This window comes from Endozoicomonas sp. ALB115, assembly GCF_049310245.1.
Lineage (GTDB): Bacteria > Pseudomonadota > Gammaproteobacteria > Pseudomonadales > Endozoicomonadaceae > Endozoicomonas.
Map to the genome: position 1 here is coordinate 1 of NZ_JBLYZG010000081.1, position 18226 is coordinate 18226.

Here is an 18226-nt window from a genome sequence, read left to right on the forward strand (position 1 = left end):
GTTGGCGAAGCCTGACAACAACACTTCATTCATTTACTTCAGCGGGTGTTTTTACCCCTCATAAACCCGTGGATGTTCGTGTCAGGCACACGCAGGGTGCGTTATTGTCAACGCTGCTTGATGCAATAGTATTCAAGTGCAACCAAAAACCTCAAGCCCGGGACATTGATGCCCGGGGAATCGCCAATCAGCTGTGGGCCATGGCCAAACTGGTAGACAGCGGGCAGGAGCGAACACCAGTGTTCAACGAGGCTATGGCCGCGCTGTTGCCCCATGTGAACGCACAAAAAGATCAATTTAATGCTCAGGGGATCTCCAACCTGCTGTGGGCCATGGCGAAACTGGCGGTCAACGGGCAGGAGCGGACACCAGGGCTCAACGAGGCCGTGGCTTCGCTGTTGCCCCAAGTGAACGCACAGAAAGCTCACCTTAAACCACAGGAAATCGCCAACCTGCTGTGGGCCATAACCAAACTGGTTGAACACGGGCAGGAGCGAACACCAGAGCTCGACCAGGCCGTGGCCGCGTTGTTGCCCCGGATAAACGCACTTAAAACTGACTTTAAACCAAGGGACATTGCCAGCCTGCTGTGGACCATGGCAAAACTGGTGGACAACGGGCAGAAGTGGACACCAGGGCTCAAAGAGGCCGTGGCTGCGCTCTTGCCCTGTGTGAACACACAAAAAGGCCAATGTAATGCCCAGGATATCGCCAACCTGCTCTGGGCCATGGCAAAACTGGTGGACAACGGACAAGAGCAAACACCAGTGCTTAAAGAGGCCCTGGTTGCATTACTGCCCCGGGTGAACGTACAGAAAGCTAACTTTAACACACAGGAAATCGCCAACCTGCTGTGGGCCATGGCGAAACTGATGGACAACGGGCTGGAGCAGACAACAGATCTCAGCGAGGCCGTAGCAGCGCTATTGCCCCAAGTGAACGCACAGAAAACTAACTTTAAACCACAGGGTATCGCCAACCTGCTGTGGGCCATGGCGAAACTGATGGACAATGGGCTGGAGCTGACAGCAAGGCTCAACGGCGTCGTGACCGCGTTGCTGCCCAGCGTGAACGCAAAGAAAGAACAATTTATTGCTCAGCAAATCGCCAACCTGCTGTGGGCCATCGCGAAACTGGTGGACAACAGGCATGAGCGGACACCAGAGCTCAACGAGGCTGTGGCCGCGCTGTTGCCCCGGATAAAAGCACAGAAAGACCAGTTTTTTGCTCAGCATATCACCAACATGATGTGGGCCATGGCGAAACTGGTGGACAACGGGCTGGAGCAGACAGCAGAACTCGAAGAGGCCGTGGCGGCTCTATTGCCCAACGTGAAAGCACAGAAAGCTGATTTCAAACCACAGGGTATCGCCAACCTGCTGTGGGCCATCGCGAAACTGGTGGACAACGGGCAGGACAGGACACCAGAGCTCAACGGGGCTCTGGCCGTGTTGTTGCCTCAAGTGATGGCACAAAAAGCTGAATTTAAACCAAATGAAATCACCAACCTGTTGTGGGCCATGGCGAAACTGGTGGACAACAAACAGGGACGAATAGCAGGACTCGAGAAGACCGTGGCCGCGCTGTTGCCTTATGTGAACGCACAGAAAAGCCAATTTAATGCCCAGGGTATCGCCAACCTGCTGTGGGCCATGGCAAAACTGGTGGACAACGGACAGGACCGGACACCAGAGCTCAAAGAGGCCGTGGCTGCAATGCTGATTCACGTTAACCCACAGAAAAAACAATATACTCCTCAACTGATCGCCAACCTGCTCTGGGCCATCGCAAAACTGGTGGACAACGGGCAGGAGCAGACACCCGAACTCAACGAGGCCGTGGCCGCGCTGTTGCCACACATGAACGCCCAGAAAGCTAACTTTAAGCCACAGGAAATCGCCAACCTGGTGTGGGCCATGGCGAAACTGGTGGACAAAGGGCAGGAACAGGCACCACAGCTCAAAGAGGCCGTGGCCTTGCTGTTGCCCAGCGTGAACGCGCAGAAAGACCAATTTAATGCTCAGGGAATCACCAACCTGCTCTGGTCCATGGCAAAACTGGTGGATAGCAAGCAGGGCCAGACACCAGAGTTCAACGAGACCGTAGCTGCGCTGTTGCCTTACGTGAACGCGCAGAAGGATCAATTTAATCTTCAGGGTATCGCCAACCTGCTGTGGGCCATGGCGAAACTGGGTGAACTCATTGAGCTGAACGAGTTTACCGCCACGTGCGAATCGCTTGTCTACCAAATCCGTGAACCCCCCCGGCTCTCTCAGCAAGTCATATTGATGTCTCTCTGGGGCGTCATGGTATGCTGTGCCAGGTTGTCTCTGGTCGCAACTGCCAACAAAAACCATTTGCTTGAAAAACACATGGATGACCTGTTTACTCGCCTGGGAAATACATCCCCCGACAATGAAGATGATCACTCCATCATTGCCATGGCCGCAAATTGGCTTGGCAGACCGTGTCCGATCATCCCCCATTACCAGACAACTATTTCAAAACCTCAATCCAATTTCCGTGATCAACTCCAATCATGCATTCCCTCTTTAAAGATTGAAGAAGAAAAATGTCTGAACTCATTGCCTCCGGTAGACCTGCTATTGCCAGATCACAACATGGTTATTGAAATTCAGGGACCATCTCATTACGCAAGTGCTGATTTCAAAACCAGGAAGGGTTCGACTCTGCTGAAAATCGCACTGCTGAAAAAATCAGGATTTGAAGTCATTGAAATCCCGGCAAACATACTTTGGAATCAGGATTTAATGAAATCATATATTGATCAAATAAAAATCAGGACAGGCATCCTGCCACAGGATTGTTCTGTATCACTTAACAGAGATGAAGCATACGTTACTACCGATCAAAGACCGCAAGATCACGATTACTTAACCGCCAAAGAACCTTCAGAAGAGCAAACAGGTAAACCAAAAAGGAGAAAAAGGACGAGAAAAAAACCAGTAACCTCCTCCCTTCCATCATGACTCAAGAACCGTTTTCACATTCAAGGCAGTGCCAGCGTTGCACACCTGTTGCCCATGCAGCTCGCCCCGGATGATTTGAAAATAACGAATTGGTGGCATCAGGAGTAGATGAGTATCCCCAACCGTGTGGTTTTATCGACATTTCAGCAAAATGAACTTCTGAACAGAGCAGCAGTCTGCTTTTTATATTTTCATTAATTAATGAAATATAACTATGCATAAAAGCTCTGCTGGTATCGGTGGTCAATACGCAGGATCAGGTAATGATTACAACCTACCGGATGACCATGCTGCTTATTCAAAGCGTGGACAATATAAACATGCCACCGTCAGAAAGAGGGATAATATCCCCTGCACTACTCCGGGACGTAATGAATTTTACCACTCTTCTGCCCCATACTTGTCCCAAAACCTGCCGTGCCGTTCAGTAAACCCTGTTCAAGATTTCAATGCCCTCATCAAACAGGAAATAATGGATGATCTGATGAGTAAATCTGATCGTTTCGGTTATCGTTATGATGGGAAAAATCACAGTCAATATGCCAATTCAATTAAGAGATACACGTTAGCTTCGCAAAGCCCCTTAACCCGAGCGGAACAAAGCCAACTGATGATTTTTTTGCAAAATTATACCGCCACACGGCGTTGGAGCTGGCGAAGCCTGACAACAACACTTTACTCATTTACTTCAGCGGGTGTTTTTACCCCTCATAAACCCGTGGATGAGCGTGTCAGGCACACTCAGGTTGCCTTATTGTCAACGCTACTTGATGCAATAATATTCAAGTGCAACCAAAAACCTCAAGCCCGGGACATTGATGCCTGGGGAATCGCCAACCAGCTGTGGGCCATGGCGAAGCTGGTAGACAACGGGCAGGAGCAGACACCAGGGCTCAAAGAGGCCGTGGCCGCGCTGTTGCCCCACGTGAAAGCACAGGTGGACCAATTTATTCCTCAGGGCATTGCCAACCTGCTGTGGGCCATGGCGAAACTGGTTGAACACGGGCTGGAGCAGACACCAGAGTTCAAAGAGACCGTGGCCGCGCTGTTGCCCCACGTGAACGCACAGAAGGACCAGTTTAAAGCTCAGGGAATCGTCAACCTTCTGTGGGCCATGGCGAAACTGGTAGACAGCGGACAGGAGCGAACACCAGAGCTCAACGAGGCTATGGCCGCGCTGCTGCCCCATGTGAACGCACAAAAAGATCAATTTAATGCTCAGGGGATCGCCAACCTGCTGTGGGCCATGGCGAAACTGGCGGTCAATGGGCAGGAGCGGACTCCAGGGCTCAATGAGGCCGTGGCTGCGCTGTTGCCACATGTGAACATGCAGAAAGCGAACTTTAAACCACAGGGAATAGCCAACCTGCTGTGGGCCATAACAAAACTGGTTGAACACGGGCTGGAGCGAACACCAGCGCTCAAAGAGGCTCTGGTTACATTGTTGCCCCAGGTGAACGCACAGAAAGCCAAACTTAACCCGCAGGAAATCGCCAACCTGCTGTGGGCCATGGCAAAACTGGTGGACAACGGGCTGGAGCAGACAACAGATCTCAGGGAGGCAGTAGCAGCGCTATTGCCCCACGTGAACGCACAGAAAACTAACTTTAAACCACAGGGTATCGCCAACCTGCTTTGGGCCATGGCGAAACTGGTGGACAACGGGCTGGAGCTGACAGCAAGGCTCAACGGAGTCGTGACCGCATTGCTGCCCCGCGTGAACGCAAAGAAAGAACAATTTATTCCTCAACATATTGCCAATCTGCTGTGGGCCATCGCGAAACTGGTGGACAACGGGCAGGAGCAGACACAAGAACTCAACGAGGCCGTGGCCGCGCTGTTGCCACACATGAACGCACAGAAAGCTAACTTTAACCCACAGGAAATCGTCAACCTGCTGTGGGCCATGGCAAAACTGCTGGACAACGGGCAAGAACGGACGCCAGAGTTCAATGATGTAGTGGCCGCCCTGTTGCCCCATGTAAACGCACAAAAAGCTCATTTTACCCCTCAGGAAATCGCCAACCTGCTGTGGGCCATGGCGAAACTGGTAGACAGCAAAAAGGACCAGACACCAGAGTTCAATGAGGCTGTGGCTGCGCTGTTGCCCCACGTGAACGCACTGAAGGACCAATTTAATCCTCAGGGTATCGCCAACCTGCTGTGGGCCATGGCAAAACTGGGTGAACTCATTGAGCTAAACGAGTGTACCGCCACGTGCGAATCGCTTGTCTTCCGAATCCGTGAAACTCCCCGGCTCTCTCAGCAAGCCATATTGATGTCTCTCTGGGGAGTCATGGTATGCTGTGCCAGGTTATCTCTGCTCGCCACTGCCAATAAAAATAATGCGCTTGAAAAACACATGGATGACCTGTTTACGCGCCTGGGAAATACATCCCCCGACAGTGAAGATGATCAATCCATCATTGCCATGGCCGCAAGTTGGCTTGGCAGAACGTGTCCGATCATCCCCCATTACCATACAAGCATTTCAAAACCTCAATCCAATTTCCGTGATCAACTCCAATCATGCATTCCCTCTTTAAAGATTGAAGAAGAAAAGTGTCTGAACTCATTGCCTCCGGTTGACCTGCTACTGCCCGATCACAACATGGTGATTGAAATTCAGGGACCATCTCATTACACAAGTGCTGATTTCAAAACCAGGAAGGGTTCGACGCTGCTGAAAATCGCACTGCTGAAAAAATCAGGATTTGAAGTCATTGAAATCCCGGCCAACATGCTTCGGAATCAGGATTCAATGAAATTCTATATTGACCAGATAAAGACCAGGGCAGGCATCCCGCCACAGGGTCATTCTGTACCACTTAACAGAGATGAGGCCTACGTTACTACCGATAAAAGACAGCAAGATCACGGTTACTTAACCGCCAAAGAACCTTCAGAAGAGCAAACAGGTAAACCAAAAAGGAGAAAAAGGACGAGAAAAAAACCAGTAATCTCCTCCCTTCCATCATGACTCAAGAACCGTTTTCACATTCAAGGGAGTGCCAGCGTTGAACACCTGTTGCCCATGCAGCTCGCCCCGGATGATTTGGAAATAACGAATTGGTGGCATCAGGAGTAGATGAGTATCCCCAACCGTGCGGTTTTATCGATATTTCAGCAAAATGAACTTCTGAACAGAACAGCAGTCTGTCTTTTATATTTTCATGAATTAATGAAATATAACTATGCATAGAAGCTCTGCTGGTATCAGTGGTCAATACGCAGGATCAGGTAATGATTACAACCAACCGGATGACCATGCCGCTTATTCAAAGCGTGGACAATTTAAACATGCCACCGTCAGAAAGCGGGATAATATCCCCCGCACTACTCCGGAGCGTAATGAATTTTACCACTCTTCTGCCCCATATTTTGCCCAAAACCTGCCGTGCCGTTCAGTAAACCCTGCTCAAGATTTCAATGCCCTCGTCAAACAGGAAGTAATGGATGAACTGATGAGTAAATCTGATCATTTCGGTTATCGTTATGATGGGAAAAATCACAGTCAATATGCCAATTCAATCAAGAGATACACGTTAGCTTCTCAAAGCCCCTTAACCCGAGCGGAACAAAGCCAGCTGATGGTTTTTTTACAAAATTATACAGCCACACGGCGTTGGAGTTGGCGAAGCCTGACAACAACACTTCACTCATTTACTTCAGCGGGTGTTTTTACCCCTCATAAACCCGTGGATGAGCGTGTCAGGCATACTCAGGTTGCCTTATTGTCAACACTGCTTGATGCAATAATATTCAAGTGCAACCGAAAAGCTGCATCATGGGATATTGATGCCCAGGGAATCGCCAACCTGCTGTGGGCCATGGCGAAACTGGTGGAAAACGGGCTGGAGCAGACACCAGAGCTCAAAGAGGCCGTGGCCGCCCTGTTGCCCCACGTGAACGCACAGAGAAATCAATTTAAAGCCCAGGGTATCGCCAACCTGCTGTGGGCCATGGCGAAACTGGTGGTCAACTGGCAGGAGCGGACACCGGGGCTCAACGAGGCCGTGGCCTTGCTGTTGCCACATGTGAACATACAGAAAGCTAACTTTAAACCACAGGGAGTCACCAACCTGCTGTGGGCCATAACAAAACTGGTTGAATACGGGCAGGAGCGAACACCAGAGCTCAACAAGGCCGTGGCCGCGTTGTTGCCCCAGGTAAACGCACAGAAAACTGACTTTAAACCAAGGGAAATTGCCAACCTGCTGTGGACCATGGCGAAACTGATGGACAACAGGCAGGAGCGAACACCACAGCTCAAAGAAACCGTGGCCGTGCTGTTGCCCCATGTGAACGCGCAGAAAGGCCAATTTAATGCCCAGGATATCACCAACCTGCTCTGGGCCATGGCAAAACTGTTGGACAACGGGCAGGAACAAACACCAGAGTTCAAAGAGGCTCTGGTTACATTGTTGCCCCAGGTGAACGTTCAGAAAGCCAAACTTAACCCGCAGGAAATCGCCAACCTGCTATGGGCCATGACGAAACTGATGGACAACGGGCTGGAGCAGACAACAGATCTCAGTAAGACCGTAGCCGTGTTATTGCCCCACGTGAACGCACAGAAAGCTAACTTTAAACCACAGGATATCGCCAACCTGCTGTGGACCATGGCAAAACTGGTGGACAACGGGCTGGAGCAGACAACAAGGCTCGACGGAGTCCTGACCGCGTTGCTGCCCCGCGTGAACGAACAGAAAGAACAATTTATTCATCAGCAAATCGCCACCCTGCTGTGGGCCATAGCAAAACTGATGGACAACAGGCAACGGACACCAGAGTTCAACGAGGCTGTGGCCGCGCTGTTGCCCCGGATAAACGCACAGAAAGACCAGTTTATTGCTCAGCATATCACCAACCTGATGTGGGCCATGGCAAAACTGGTGGACAACGGGCTGGAGCAGACAGCAGAATTCAAAGAGGCCGTGGCCGCGCTCTCGTCCAACGTGAAGGCACAGAAAGCTGATTTTAAACCACAGGGTATCGCCAACCTGCTGTGGGCCATGGCAAAACTGGTGGACAATGGGCAGGACAGGACACCAGAGTTCAACGGGGCTCTGGCCGCGCTATTGCCCCTCGTGATTGCACAGGAATCTGAATTTAAACCAAAAGAAATCACCAACCTGCTGGGGGCCATGGCGAAACTGGTGGACAACAAACAGGAGAGAGCAACAGGACTCGAAAAGACCGTGGCCGCGCTGTTGCCTCATGTGAACGCACAGAAAAGCCAATTTAATGCGCGGGATATCGCCAATCTGCTGTGGGCCTTGGCAAAACTGGTGGACAACGGACAGGACCGGACACCACAGCTCAACGAGGCCGTGGCTGCACTGTTGATTCTCGTGAACCCACAGAAAAAACAATTTATTCCTCAGCATATCGCCAATCTGCTGTGGGCCATGGCGAAACTGGTGGACAACGGGCTGGAGCGAACACCTGAGTTTAACGAGGCTGTGGCCGTGCTGTTGCCCCTGGTAAACGCACAGAAAGACCAATTTATTCCCCAGCATATCACCAACCTGCTGTGGGCCATGGCGAAACTGGTGGACAACGGGCTGGAGCGAACACCAGAGTTTAACGAGGCTGTGGCCGTGCTGTTGCCTCATGTGACCGCGCAGAAAGGCCAATTTAATGCTCAGGGTATCACCAACCTGCTCTGGGCCATGGCAAAACTGGTGGACAGCAAACAGGACCAGACACCAGAGTTCAACCAGCCCGTGGCTGCGCTGTTGCCTCACGTGAACGCACTGAAGGACCAATTTAATCCTCAGGGTATCGCCAACCTGCTGTGGGCCATGGCAAAACTGGGTGAACTCGTTGAACTGAACGTGTTTACCTCCACGTTCGAATCGCTTGTCTACCGAATTCGTGAACCCCCCCTGCTCTCTCAAAAAGCCATATTGATGTCTCTCTGGGGAGTCATGGTATACTGTGCCAGGTTGTCTCTGCTCGCCACTGCCAATAAAAATAATGTGCTTGAAAAACACATGGATGACCTGTTTACTCGCCTGGGAAATATACCTCCCGACAATGAAGATGATCAATCCATCATTGCCCTGGCCGCAAGTTGGCTTGGCAGAACGTGTCCGATCATCCCCCATTACCAGACAACCATTTCAATACCTCAATCCAATTTCCTTGATCAACTCAAATCATGCATTCCCTCTTTAAAGATTGAAGAAGAAAAGAGTCTGAACTCCTTGCCTCCGGTTGACCTGCTACTGCCAGATCACAACATTGTTATTGAAATTCAGGGACCATCTCATTACACAAGTGCTGATTTCAAAACCAGGAATGGTTCGACTCTGCTGAAAATCGCACTGCTGAAAAAATCAGGATTTGAAGTCATTGAAATCCCGGCCAACATGCTTTGGAATCAGGATTCAATGAAATTATATATTGATCAAATAAAGGCCAGGGCAGGCATCCCGCCACAGGGTCATTCTGTATCACTTAACAGAGATGAGGCATACGTTACTACCGATAAAAGACGACAAGATCACGGTTACTTAACCGTCAAAGAACATTCAGAAAAGCAAACAGGTACATCAAAAAGGAGAAAAAGGACAAGAAAAAAGCCAGTAATCTCCTCCCTTCCATCATGATTCAAGAACCGTATGCACATTCAAGGGAGTGCCAGCGTTGAACACCTGTTGCCCATGCATCTCGCCCCGGATGATTTGAAAATAATGGATTGGTGGCATCAGGGGTAGATGAGTATCCCCAACCGTGTGGTGTTATCGACATTTCAGCAAAATGAACTTCTGAACAGAACAGCAGTCTGTTTTTTATATTTTCATGAATTAATGAAAAATAACTATGCATAGAAGCTCTGCTGGTATCGGTGGTCAATACGCAGGATCCGGTAATAATTACCACCAACCGGACGACCATGCCGCTGATTCAAGGCGTGGGCGATACAGACATGCCACAGTCAAACAATGGGATAATCCCCCCCGCACTAACCCGGGGCGTGATAAATTTTACCGATCTGCTGCCGTACGCTCCTCACAACATATACAGTGCCGTTCGGTAAACCCTGCTCAAGATTTTAATCCCCTCATCAAACAGGAAATAATGGATGGCCTGGTGAGTAAATCTGATCGGCTCGGTCATCGCTATGATGGGAGGCATCACGGCCAATATGCCAGTTCCATTAAAAAATACACGTCAGCTGCTAAAAGACCGTTAAATCGAGCGGAACAAAGCCAGCTGATACGTGTGATGCAAAATTTTACAGCAACGCGGAGCTGGAATTGGCTAAGTCTGACAACAACACTTCATTCATTTACCTCAGCGGGTGTTTTTACCCTTCATAAACCCATGGATCAGCTGGTTCAGCTTACTCAAGCGGCCTTATTGTCAACGCTACTTGATGCATTAATATTCAAGTGCAACCAAAAACCTGAAGCCAGGGATATTGATGCCCAGGGCATCGCCAATCTGCTGTGGGCCATGGCGAAACTGGTGGAAACCGGGCAGGAGCAGACACCAGAGTTCAAAGAGGCCATGGCCGCGCTATTGCCCCATGTGAACACCAATAAAGACCAGTTTATTCCTCAGCATATCGCCAACCTGCTGTGGGCCATGGCGAAACTGGTGAACTACGGGCAGGAGCAGACACCAGCACTCAATGGGGCCATGGCCGCCTTGTTGCCCCGCGTGAATGCACTGAAAGACCGATTTAAGACCCAGGGTATCGCCAACTTGCTGTGGGCCATGGCAAAACTGGTGGACAATGGACAGGAGCAGACACCAGAACTCAACGAGGCCGTGGCCGCTCTATTGCCCCATACGAACGCACAGAAAGCTAACTTTAACTCCCAGGAAATCGCCAACCTGCTGTGGGCCATGGCGAAACTGATGGACAACGGCCAGGAGCAAACACCAGAGTTCAACAAGGCCTTAGCCGCGCTGTTACCTTTCGTGAACGCACAGAAAGCTAACTTTAAACCACAGGAAATCGCCAACCTGCTGTGGGCCATGGCGAAACTGATGGAGCATGGCCAGCAGCAAACACCAGAACTCAACGAAGCCGTGGCCGCGCTGTTGCCCCACGTGAACGTCCAGAAAGCTAACTTTAAACCACAGGAAATCGCCAACCTGCTGTGGGCCTTGGCGAAACTGGTAGACAGTGGGCAGAAACGGACACCAGAGCTGAACAAGGCGGTAGTCGTGCTGTTGCCCAGTGTGAACCCACAGAAAGCTTACAAACCACGGGATATTGCCAACATGCTGTGGGCCATGGCGAAACTTGTGGACAACGGGCAGGAGCAGACACCGGAGTTCAAAGCGGCCGTAGCCGCGCTGTTGCATTGCGTAAACGCACAGAAAGCCAACTTTAAGCCAAAAGGTATCGTCAACCTGCTGTGGGGCACGGCGAAACTGGTGGACAACGGGCTGGATCCGACACCAGCTCTCAAACAAGCTGTCACCGCACTGTTACCTTACGTGAATGCATATAAAGACCAATTTCATGCCCAGGCTATTGCCAACCTGTTCTGGGCCATGGCGAAACTGGTGGACAACGGGCCAGAGCCGTTACCAGGGCTCCACAAGGCCGTGGTTGGCATGTTGCCCCTCATGAACGAACAGAAAGCTAACTTTAAGCCACAGGAAATCGCCAATCTGCTGTGGGCCATGGTGAAACTGGTCAACAAGGGGCTGGTGCGGACAGCAGAACTGAAAGATGCCGTGGCCGCGCTGTTGCCCAACGTGAACACACAGAAAAACAAATTTAATGCCCAGGAAATTGCCAACCTGTTTTGGGCCATTGCAAAACTGGTGGACAACGGGCAAGAGCAAACACCAGGGCTCAAAGAAGCTGTCAACTCGCTGTTATCCAACGAAAACGTACAGAATGCCAACTTTAAATCAGTGGATATTGCCTGCCTGCTGTGGGCCATAGCGAAACTGGGTGAGATCGTTGAGTTGAATGCGGTTACATCTATGTTCGAATCTCTTGTGTACAGAACCCATGAAAACCCTCTACTCTCCAGGCAAGATATCTTGATGACGCTCTGGGGAGTAATGGTATGCTGCGCCAGGTTGTCTCTGGTCTCCAATGCCAATAAAAATAACGTACTTGAAACGCACATGGATGATCTCTTTACTCGCCTGGAGAATGCATGCCCGGACAATGAAGAAGATCAACGCATCATTGCCATGGCCGCAAGTTGGCTTGGCAGACCGTGTCCGGTCGTCCCTCATTACCAGACTATCAGGTCAAAACTTCAATCTGACTTTCGCGATCAACTCCAATCATGCTTTCCCTCTTTGAAGATTGAAGAAGAAAAGAGTCTGAACTCATTACCTCCGGTTGACCTGTTACTGCCAGATCTCAACATTGTGATTGAAATTCAGGGACCGTTTCATTACGTGAGTAGTGATTTCAAAACCCGGAATGGTTCGACTCTGCTTAAAATTGCACTGCTGCAAAAAGCAGGATTTGAGGTTATTGAAATCCCGGTTAACCAGCTTTGGAACCGGGATTTAATCAAACGATGTATTCATCAAATAAAGACCAGGGTGAACACCCCGCCACAGGGGCATGGCTCTGAATCATTTACACGCCCAGGGAGAGATGTGGCATACTTTGCTGCCGATGCAGGATGGCAAGATCACGGTTACTTAACCGCCGAAGAACATAGAGAAGAGCAACCAGGCAAACCAAAAAGTAGAACAAGGAAGAGAAAAAAAAAGCCAGTAATCTCCCCCCTTCCATCATGACTGAAGAACCGTTTTCACATTCAAGGGAATGAGTGTCAGTTTTATCGACATTTCAGTAAAATGAACTTCTGAACAGAATAACAGTCTGCCCTTTATATTTTCATGAATTAATGAAATATCATTATGGATAGAAGCTCTGCTGATATCAGTGGTAAATACGCAAAATCAGGTAATGATTACAACCAACAGGATGACCGTGTCGCTTCTTCAATGAGTGGGCGATACAGACATGGCACAGTCAGAAAGTGGGATAATTCCCTCCGCAATACTCCGGAGGTCAACAAATTCCACCATTCTTCGGGCGCAAGCTCTTCTCAAGATCTACAGCGCCGTTCAGTAAACCCTGCCCAGGATTTTAATGCCCTTATCAATCAGGAGTTAATGGAAAGTCTGGTGAGAAAATCGGATCACCTGGGTTATCACTATGATGGGAGACATCACGGACAATATGCCAGTTCAATTAAAAAATATACGTCAGCTTCTAAAAGACCTCTAAATCGAGCTGAACAAGTCCAGCTGATACGTTTACTGCAAAATTTTACCGCAACACGGAGCTGGAATTGGCGAAGTCTGACGACAACACTTCATTCATTGACTTCAGCAGGTGTTTTTACCCCTCATAAACCCATGGATGAGCGTGTTAAGCGAACACAAGCTGCCTTATTGTCAACGCTACTTGATGCAATAATATTTAACTGCAACCAAAAACCTGAAGCCAGGGATATTGATGCCCGGGGAATCGCCAATCTGCTGTGGGCCATGGCGAAACTGGTGGACAGCGGCCAGCAGTGTGCACCAGAACTGATCGAGGCCGTGGCCGTGCTATTGCCCTGCGTCCACGCAAAAAAAGACCAATTTAAGGCCCAGGGTATCACCAACCTGCTGTGGGCCATGGCGAAACTGGTGGACAACGGGCTGGAGCGAACACCTGAGTTTAACGAGTCTGTGGCCGTGCTGTTGCCCCTCGTGAAAGCACAGAAAGACCAATTTAGTGCCCAGGGCATCACCAACCTGTTCTGGGCCATGGCGAAACTGGTGGAGAACGGGCAGGAGCAGACACGTGGGCTCAAAGAAGCTGTGGTTGCCCTGTTACCCCACGTGAGTGTCCAGACAGCTAACTTTAACCCACAGGAAATAGCCAACCTGCTGTGGGCCATGGCAAAACTGGTGGACAACGGCTTTAAGCAGACACCAGATCTCAACGAGGCCATAACCGGGCTGTTGCCCTATGTGAATGCACAGAAAGACCAATTTAAGGCCCAGGGTATCGCCAACCTGCTGTGGGCCATGGCGAAACTGGTGGACAACGGGCTGGAGCGGACACCAGAGTTCAACGATGCTGTGGCCACGCTGTTGACCCACATGAGCACACATATAGACCAATTTACTCCTCAGCAGATCGCCAACCTGCTGTGGGCCATGGCGAAACTGGTGGACAACGGGCTGGAGCGGACAACCGAGCTCAATGAGGCCGTCGCCGCGCTGTTGCCCCGCGTGAACGCACAGAAAGACCAATTTATTCCTCAGCATATCGCCAACCTTCTGTGGGCCGTGGCGAAACTGGTGGACAACGGGGAGTGGACACCAGATCTCAAAGCAGCTGGGGCCACGCTGTTGACTCACGTGAACGCATATCAAGCTAACTTTAAACCACAGGAAATCGCCAACCTCCTGTGGGCCATGGCAAAACTGGTGGACAACGGCCAGGAGCAGACACCAGGGCTCAAAAAGGCCCTGGCCGCACTTTTGCCCCACATGAACGCACATAAAGACCAATTTAATGCCCAGGGGATAACCAAGCTCCTGTGGGCCATGGCGAAACTGATGGACAGCGGCCGGGAGCGGGTTCCGGAACTCAACGAGGCTGTGGCTGCACTTTTGCCCCGCGTAAACGCACAGAAAGACCAATTTATTCCTCAACATATCGCCAACCTGCTGTGGTGCATAGCGAAACTGGGTGAGCTTGTTGAGCTGAACGAGGTTACCTCTACGTTCGAATCGCTTGTCTACCGAATCAGTGACAATCCTCAGCTCTGTCAACAAACGATATTGATGTCTCTCTGGGGAGTAATGGTATGCTGTGCCAGGTTGTCTCTGGCCTCCAATGCCAATAAAAATAACGTGCTTGAAAAGCACATGGAGGACCTGTTTACCCGGCTGGAAAATACCTGCCCAGACAATGAAGAGGATCAATCCATCATTGTAATGGCCGCCAGTTGGCTTGGCAGAGCCTATCCGGTCACTCCCTGTTACCCGATAATCATGTCAAAACGTCAATCTGACTTCCGCAATCAACTCCAATCATGCATTCCCTCTTTGCAGATTGAAGAAGAAAAGAGTCTGAACTCATTACCTCCAGTCGACCTGCTACTGCCAGATCACAACATTGTGATTGAAGTCCAGGGACCGTTTCATTACGTAAATGGTGATTTCAGCACCAGGAATGGATCAACCCTGCTTAAAATCGCACTGTTGCAAAAAGCAGGATATGAGGTCATTGAAGTCCCGTTTAAACAGATTTGGAACCGGGACTTAATAAAACTGTGTATTGATCAAATAAAGACCAGGATAAACATCCCGCCACAGGGGCATGACTCTGAATCATTTACCAGCGGGGAGACAGATGAGGAATACTTTACTGCCGATGAAGGGTGGGAAGAACAAGGCTACTTCACTGCCGAAGAACCTGCAGAACAGCAACCACGCAAACCAAAAAGCAAAAAAAAGAAGAGAAAAAAAACCAGTAATCTCCCCCCTTCCATCATGACTCAAAAACCGTTGTCACATTCAAGGGATGGCGTGCCAGCGTTGAACACATTTTGTTCATGAATCTCGCCCCGGATGATTTGCAAATAACGGATGGGTGACACCAGGGGTCGATGTGTATCCCCAAACACCTGGTTTTATAGACATTTCAGAAAAATGAACTTCTGAACAGAACAGCAGTCTGCTTTTTATATTCTCATGAATTAATGAAATATAATTATGGATAGAAGATCTGCTGGTATCAGTGGTAAATACACAAGATCAGGTCATGATTACAACCAACCGAAAGGCCATGCCCCTTCTTCAGGGCGTGGACGATATAGACATGCCACAGTCAGACAATGGGATAATCCCCCCCGCACTGCACCGGGTCGCAATCAATTTTACCATTCTTCTGGAGCAAACTCTTCTCAACATCTACAGGGCCGTTCAGTAAACCCTGCTCAGGATTTTAATGCCCTCATCAAACAGGAAATAATGGCTGATCTGGTGAGTAGATCGGATCATTTCGGTCATCGCTATGATGGGAGAAATCACGGACAATATGCCAGTTCAATTAAAAAATACACGTCAGCTGCTAAAAGACCGTTAAATCGAGCGGAACAAAGCCAGCTGATACGTTTGCTGCAAAATTTTACAGCAACGCGGAGCTGGAACTGGCGAAGCCTGACGACAACACTTCATTCATTGACTTCAGCGGGTGTTTTTACCCCTCATAAACCCGTGGATCAGCGTGTTAAGCTCACTCAAGCTGCCTTATTGTCCACGCTACTTGATGCAATAATATTCAAGTGCAACCAAAAACCTCAAGCCAGGGATATTGATGCCCTGAGAATCTCCAACCTGCTGTGGGCCATGGCGAAACTGGTGGACAACGGGCAGAAGCAGACACCAGAGTTCAAAGAGGCCGTGGCCGTACTGTTGCCCCACGTGAATGCACAGCAAGACCAATTTATTCCTCTGGGTATCGCCAACCTGCTGTGGGCCATGGCAAAACTGGTGGACAACGGGGAGTGGACACCAGAGCTCAAAGAAGCTGTGGCCACACTGTTGCCCCATGTGAACGCACAGAAAGACCAATTTAATGCCCAGAATATTGCCAACCTGCTGTGGGCCATGGCGAAACTGTCGGACAACGGACAAAAGCGGACACCAGAGCTCAACGAGGCCGTAGCCGTGCTGCTGCCCCACGTGAACGTACAAAAAGCTACCTTTAAACCGCAGGGTATTGCCAACCTGCTGTGGGCCATGGCGAAACTGATGGACAACGGCCAGAAGCGGACGCCAGGGCTTAACGAGGCCGTGGCCGCCCTGTTGCCCCACGTGAACGCACAGAAAGACCAATTTATTCCTCAGGCTATCGCCAACCTGCTGTGGGCCATGGCGAAACTGGTGGACAACGGTCAGGAGCAGACACCAGAACTCAAAGAGGCTGTAGCTGCGCTGTTGCCCTACGTAAACACACAAAAAGCTTGCTTTAAACCACAGGAAATCGCCAACCTGCTGTGGGCCATGGCTAAACTGGTGAACAACGGGCAGGAGTGGACTCCAGAACTCGAAGAGACCGTGGTCGCCCTGTTGCCCCTCGTGAACGCACAGAAAGAACAATTTAATGCCCAGGGGATCGTCAATCTGCTGTGGGCCATGGCGAAGCTGGTGGACAACGGGCAGGAGCGAACACCAGGGCTCAAAGAGGCCGTTGCCGCACTGTTGCCGAAAGTGAATGCACAGAAAAACCAATTTAATGCCCAGCATATCGCCAACCTGCTGTGGGCAATGGCGAAACTGTCGGACAACGGTCAAGAAGGGACACCAGAATTCAACGCGACCGTGGCCGTGCTATTGCCCCAGGTGAATGCGCAGAAAGCTAACTTTAAACCACAGGAAATCGCTATCCTGCTCTGGGCTATGGCAAAACTGGTGGACAACGGGCAGGAGCAGGCAACAGGTCTCATGGAAGCCGTGGCCGCGCTGTTGCCCCAAGTGAGCGCACTGAAAGACCAATTTAATGCCCAGAATATTGCCAACCTGCTGTGGGCCGTGGCGAAACTGGTGGACAACGGGCAACAGCAGACACCAGCGCTCAACGAGGCCGTGGTTGCCCTGTTGCCCCTCGTGAACGCACAGAAAGACCAATTTGATGCCCAGGGGATCGCCAACCTGCTGTGGGCCATGGTGAAATTAGTGGACGACGTGCAAGAGCCGACACCAGAGCTCAAAAAGGCCGCCACCGCGCTGTTGCCCCAAGTGAACGCACAGAAAGCTAACTTTAAACCACAGGAAATTGCCAACCTGCTGTGGGCCACGGCGAAACTGGTGGACAACGTGCAGATACCAGAGATTAAAGAAGCCGTCACCACGCTGTTGCCCCACGTGAATGCGCAGAAAACTAACTTTAAACCCCGGGAAATCGCTATTCTGCTTTGGGCCATGGCGAAACTGGGTGAGCTCGTTGAACTGAACGTGGTTACCTCTATCTTCAAATCGCTGGTCCACAAAATCAGTGAAAACCCTCAGCTCTCTCAGCAAGACATATTTATCTCCCTCTGGGGTGTAATGGTATGCTATGCCAGGTTGTCTCTGGTCTCCAATGCCAATAAAAATGACTGGCTTAAAAAACACATATATGACCTGTTTACAGTAATTCCCGCAATAACTAAAATCCCTTTGCTACCAAGGGTTGGAAGCTTGCGGGACAATTTCAGCTACGCAGTCTAGAATAGAGGATA

The 18226-nt window shown here is 50.2% G+C and carries 9 protein-coding genes; 6 read left to right on the top strand and 3 right to left on the bottom strand.

Translation table 11 applies throughout. The annotated features are described in order from the left end of the window. On the top strand, positions 1-2990 hold a 2990-nt coding region (locus tag ACO6VE_RS21915; protein WP_422463436.1), incomplete at its 5' end, for a DUF1601 domain-containing protein. 1 nt (position 2991) lies between these two features. Here ACO6VE_RS21915 and ACO6VE_RS21920 read toward each other — a convergent pair. Further along, the gene (locus ACO6VE_RS21920; protein WP_422450721.1) at positions 2992-3210 is read right to left on the bottom strand and encodes a hypothetical protein; all 219 of its coding nucleotides are present in this window, start codon (positions 3208-3210) and stop codon (positions 2992-2994) included. Here ACO6VE_RS21920 and ACO6VE_RS21925 point away from each other — a divergent pair. After that, entirely contained in the window at positions 3205-5970 is a 2766-nt protein-coding gene (locus ACO6VE_RS21925; protein WP_422463437.1) for a DUF1601 domain-containing protein, read from the top strand. The genes ACO6VE_RS21920 and ACO6VE_RS21925 overlap by 6 nt on opposite strands. A gap of 1 nt (position 5971) precedes the next feature. Here the strand turns inward: ACO6VE_RS21925 and ACO6VE_RS21930 are convergent, their stop codons facing one another. Further along, entirely contained in the window at positions 5972-6190 is a 219-nt protein-coding gene (locus ACO6VE_RS21930) for a hypothetical protein (protein WP_422450719.1), read from the bottom strand. On the opposite strand from ACO6VE_RS21930, the gene ACO6VE_RS21935 reads away from it, so the two are divergent. After that, positions 6185-9607 (top strand): DUF1601 domain-containing protein, encoded by a 3423-nt coding sequence (locus tag ACO6VE_RS21935; RefSeq protein ID WP_422463439.1) that lies wholly within the window; start codon positions 6185-6187, stop codon positions 9605-9607. The genes ACO6VE_RS21930 and ACO6VE_RS21935 overlap by 6 nt on opposite strands. 1 nt (position 9608) lies before the next feature. Here the strand turns inward: ACO6VE_RS21935 and ACO6VE_RS21940 are convergent, their stop codons facing one another. Further along, on the bottom strand, positions 9609-9827 hold the full coding sequence (locus ACO6VE_RS21940) for a hypothetical protein (RefSeq protein WP_422450717.1): 219 nt from the start codon (positions 9825-9827) through the stop codon (positions 9609-9611). Here ACO6VE_RS21940 and ACO6VE_RS21945 point away from each other — a divergent pair. The 3 genes from ACO6VE_RS21945 (at position 9822) to ACO6VE_RS21955 (ending at position 18215) form a co-directional block, all read left to right on the top strand. Continuing rightward, positions 9822-12731 (top strand): DUF1601 domain-containing protein, encoded by a 2910-nt coding sequence (locus ACO6VE_RS21945; RefSeq protein ID WP_422463440.1) that lies wholly within the window; start codon positions 9822-9824, stop codon positions 12729-12731. The two genes, ACO6VE_RS21940 and ACO6VE_RS21945, sit on opposite strands and share 6 nt — an antisense overlap. A gap of 123 nt (positions 12732-12854) precedes the next feature. Beyond that, on the top strand, positions 12855-15560 hold the full coding sequence (locus ACO6VE_RS21950) for a DUF1601 domain-containing protein (protein ID WP_422463442.1): 2706 nt from the start codon (positions 12855-12857) through the stop codon (positions 15558-15560). 156 nt (positions 15561-15716) lie between these two features. Next, positions 15717-18215 (top strand): DUF1601 domain-containing protein, encoded by a 2499-nt coding sequence (locus tag ACO6VE_RS21955; RefSeq protein WP_422463444.1) that lies wholly within the window; start codon positions 15717-15719, stop codon positions 18213-18215. The last annotated feature ends 11 nt before the right edge of the window (positions 18216-18226 follow it).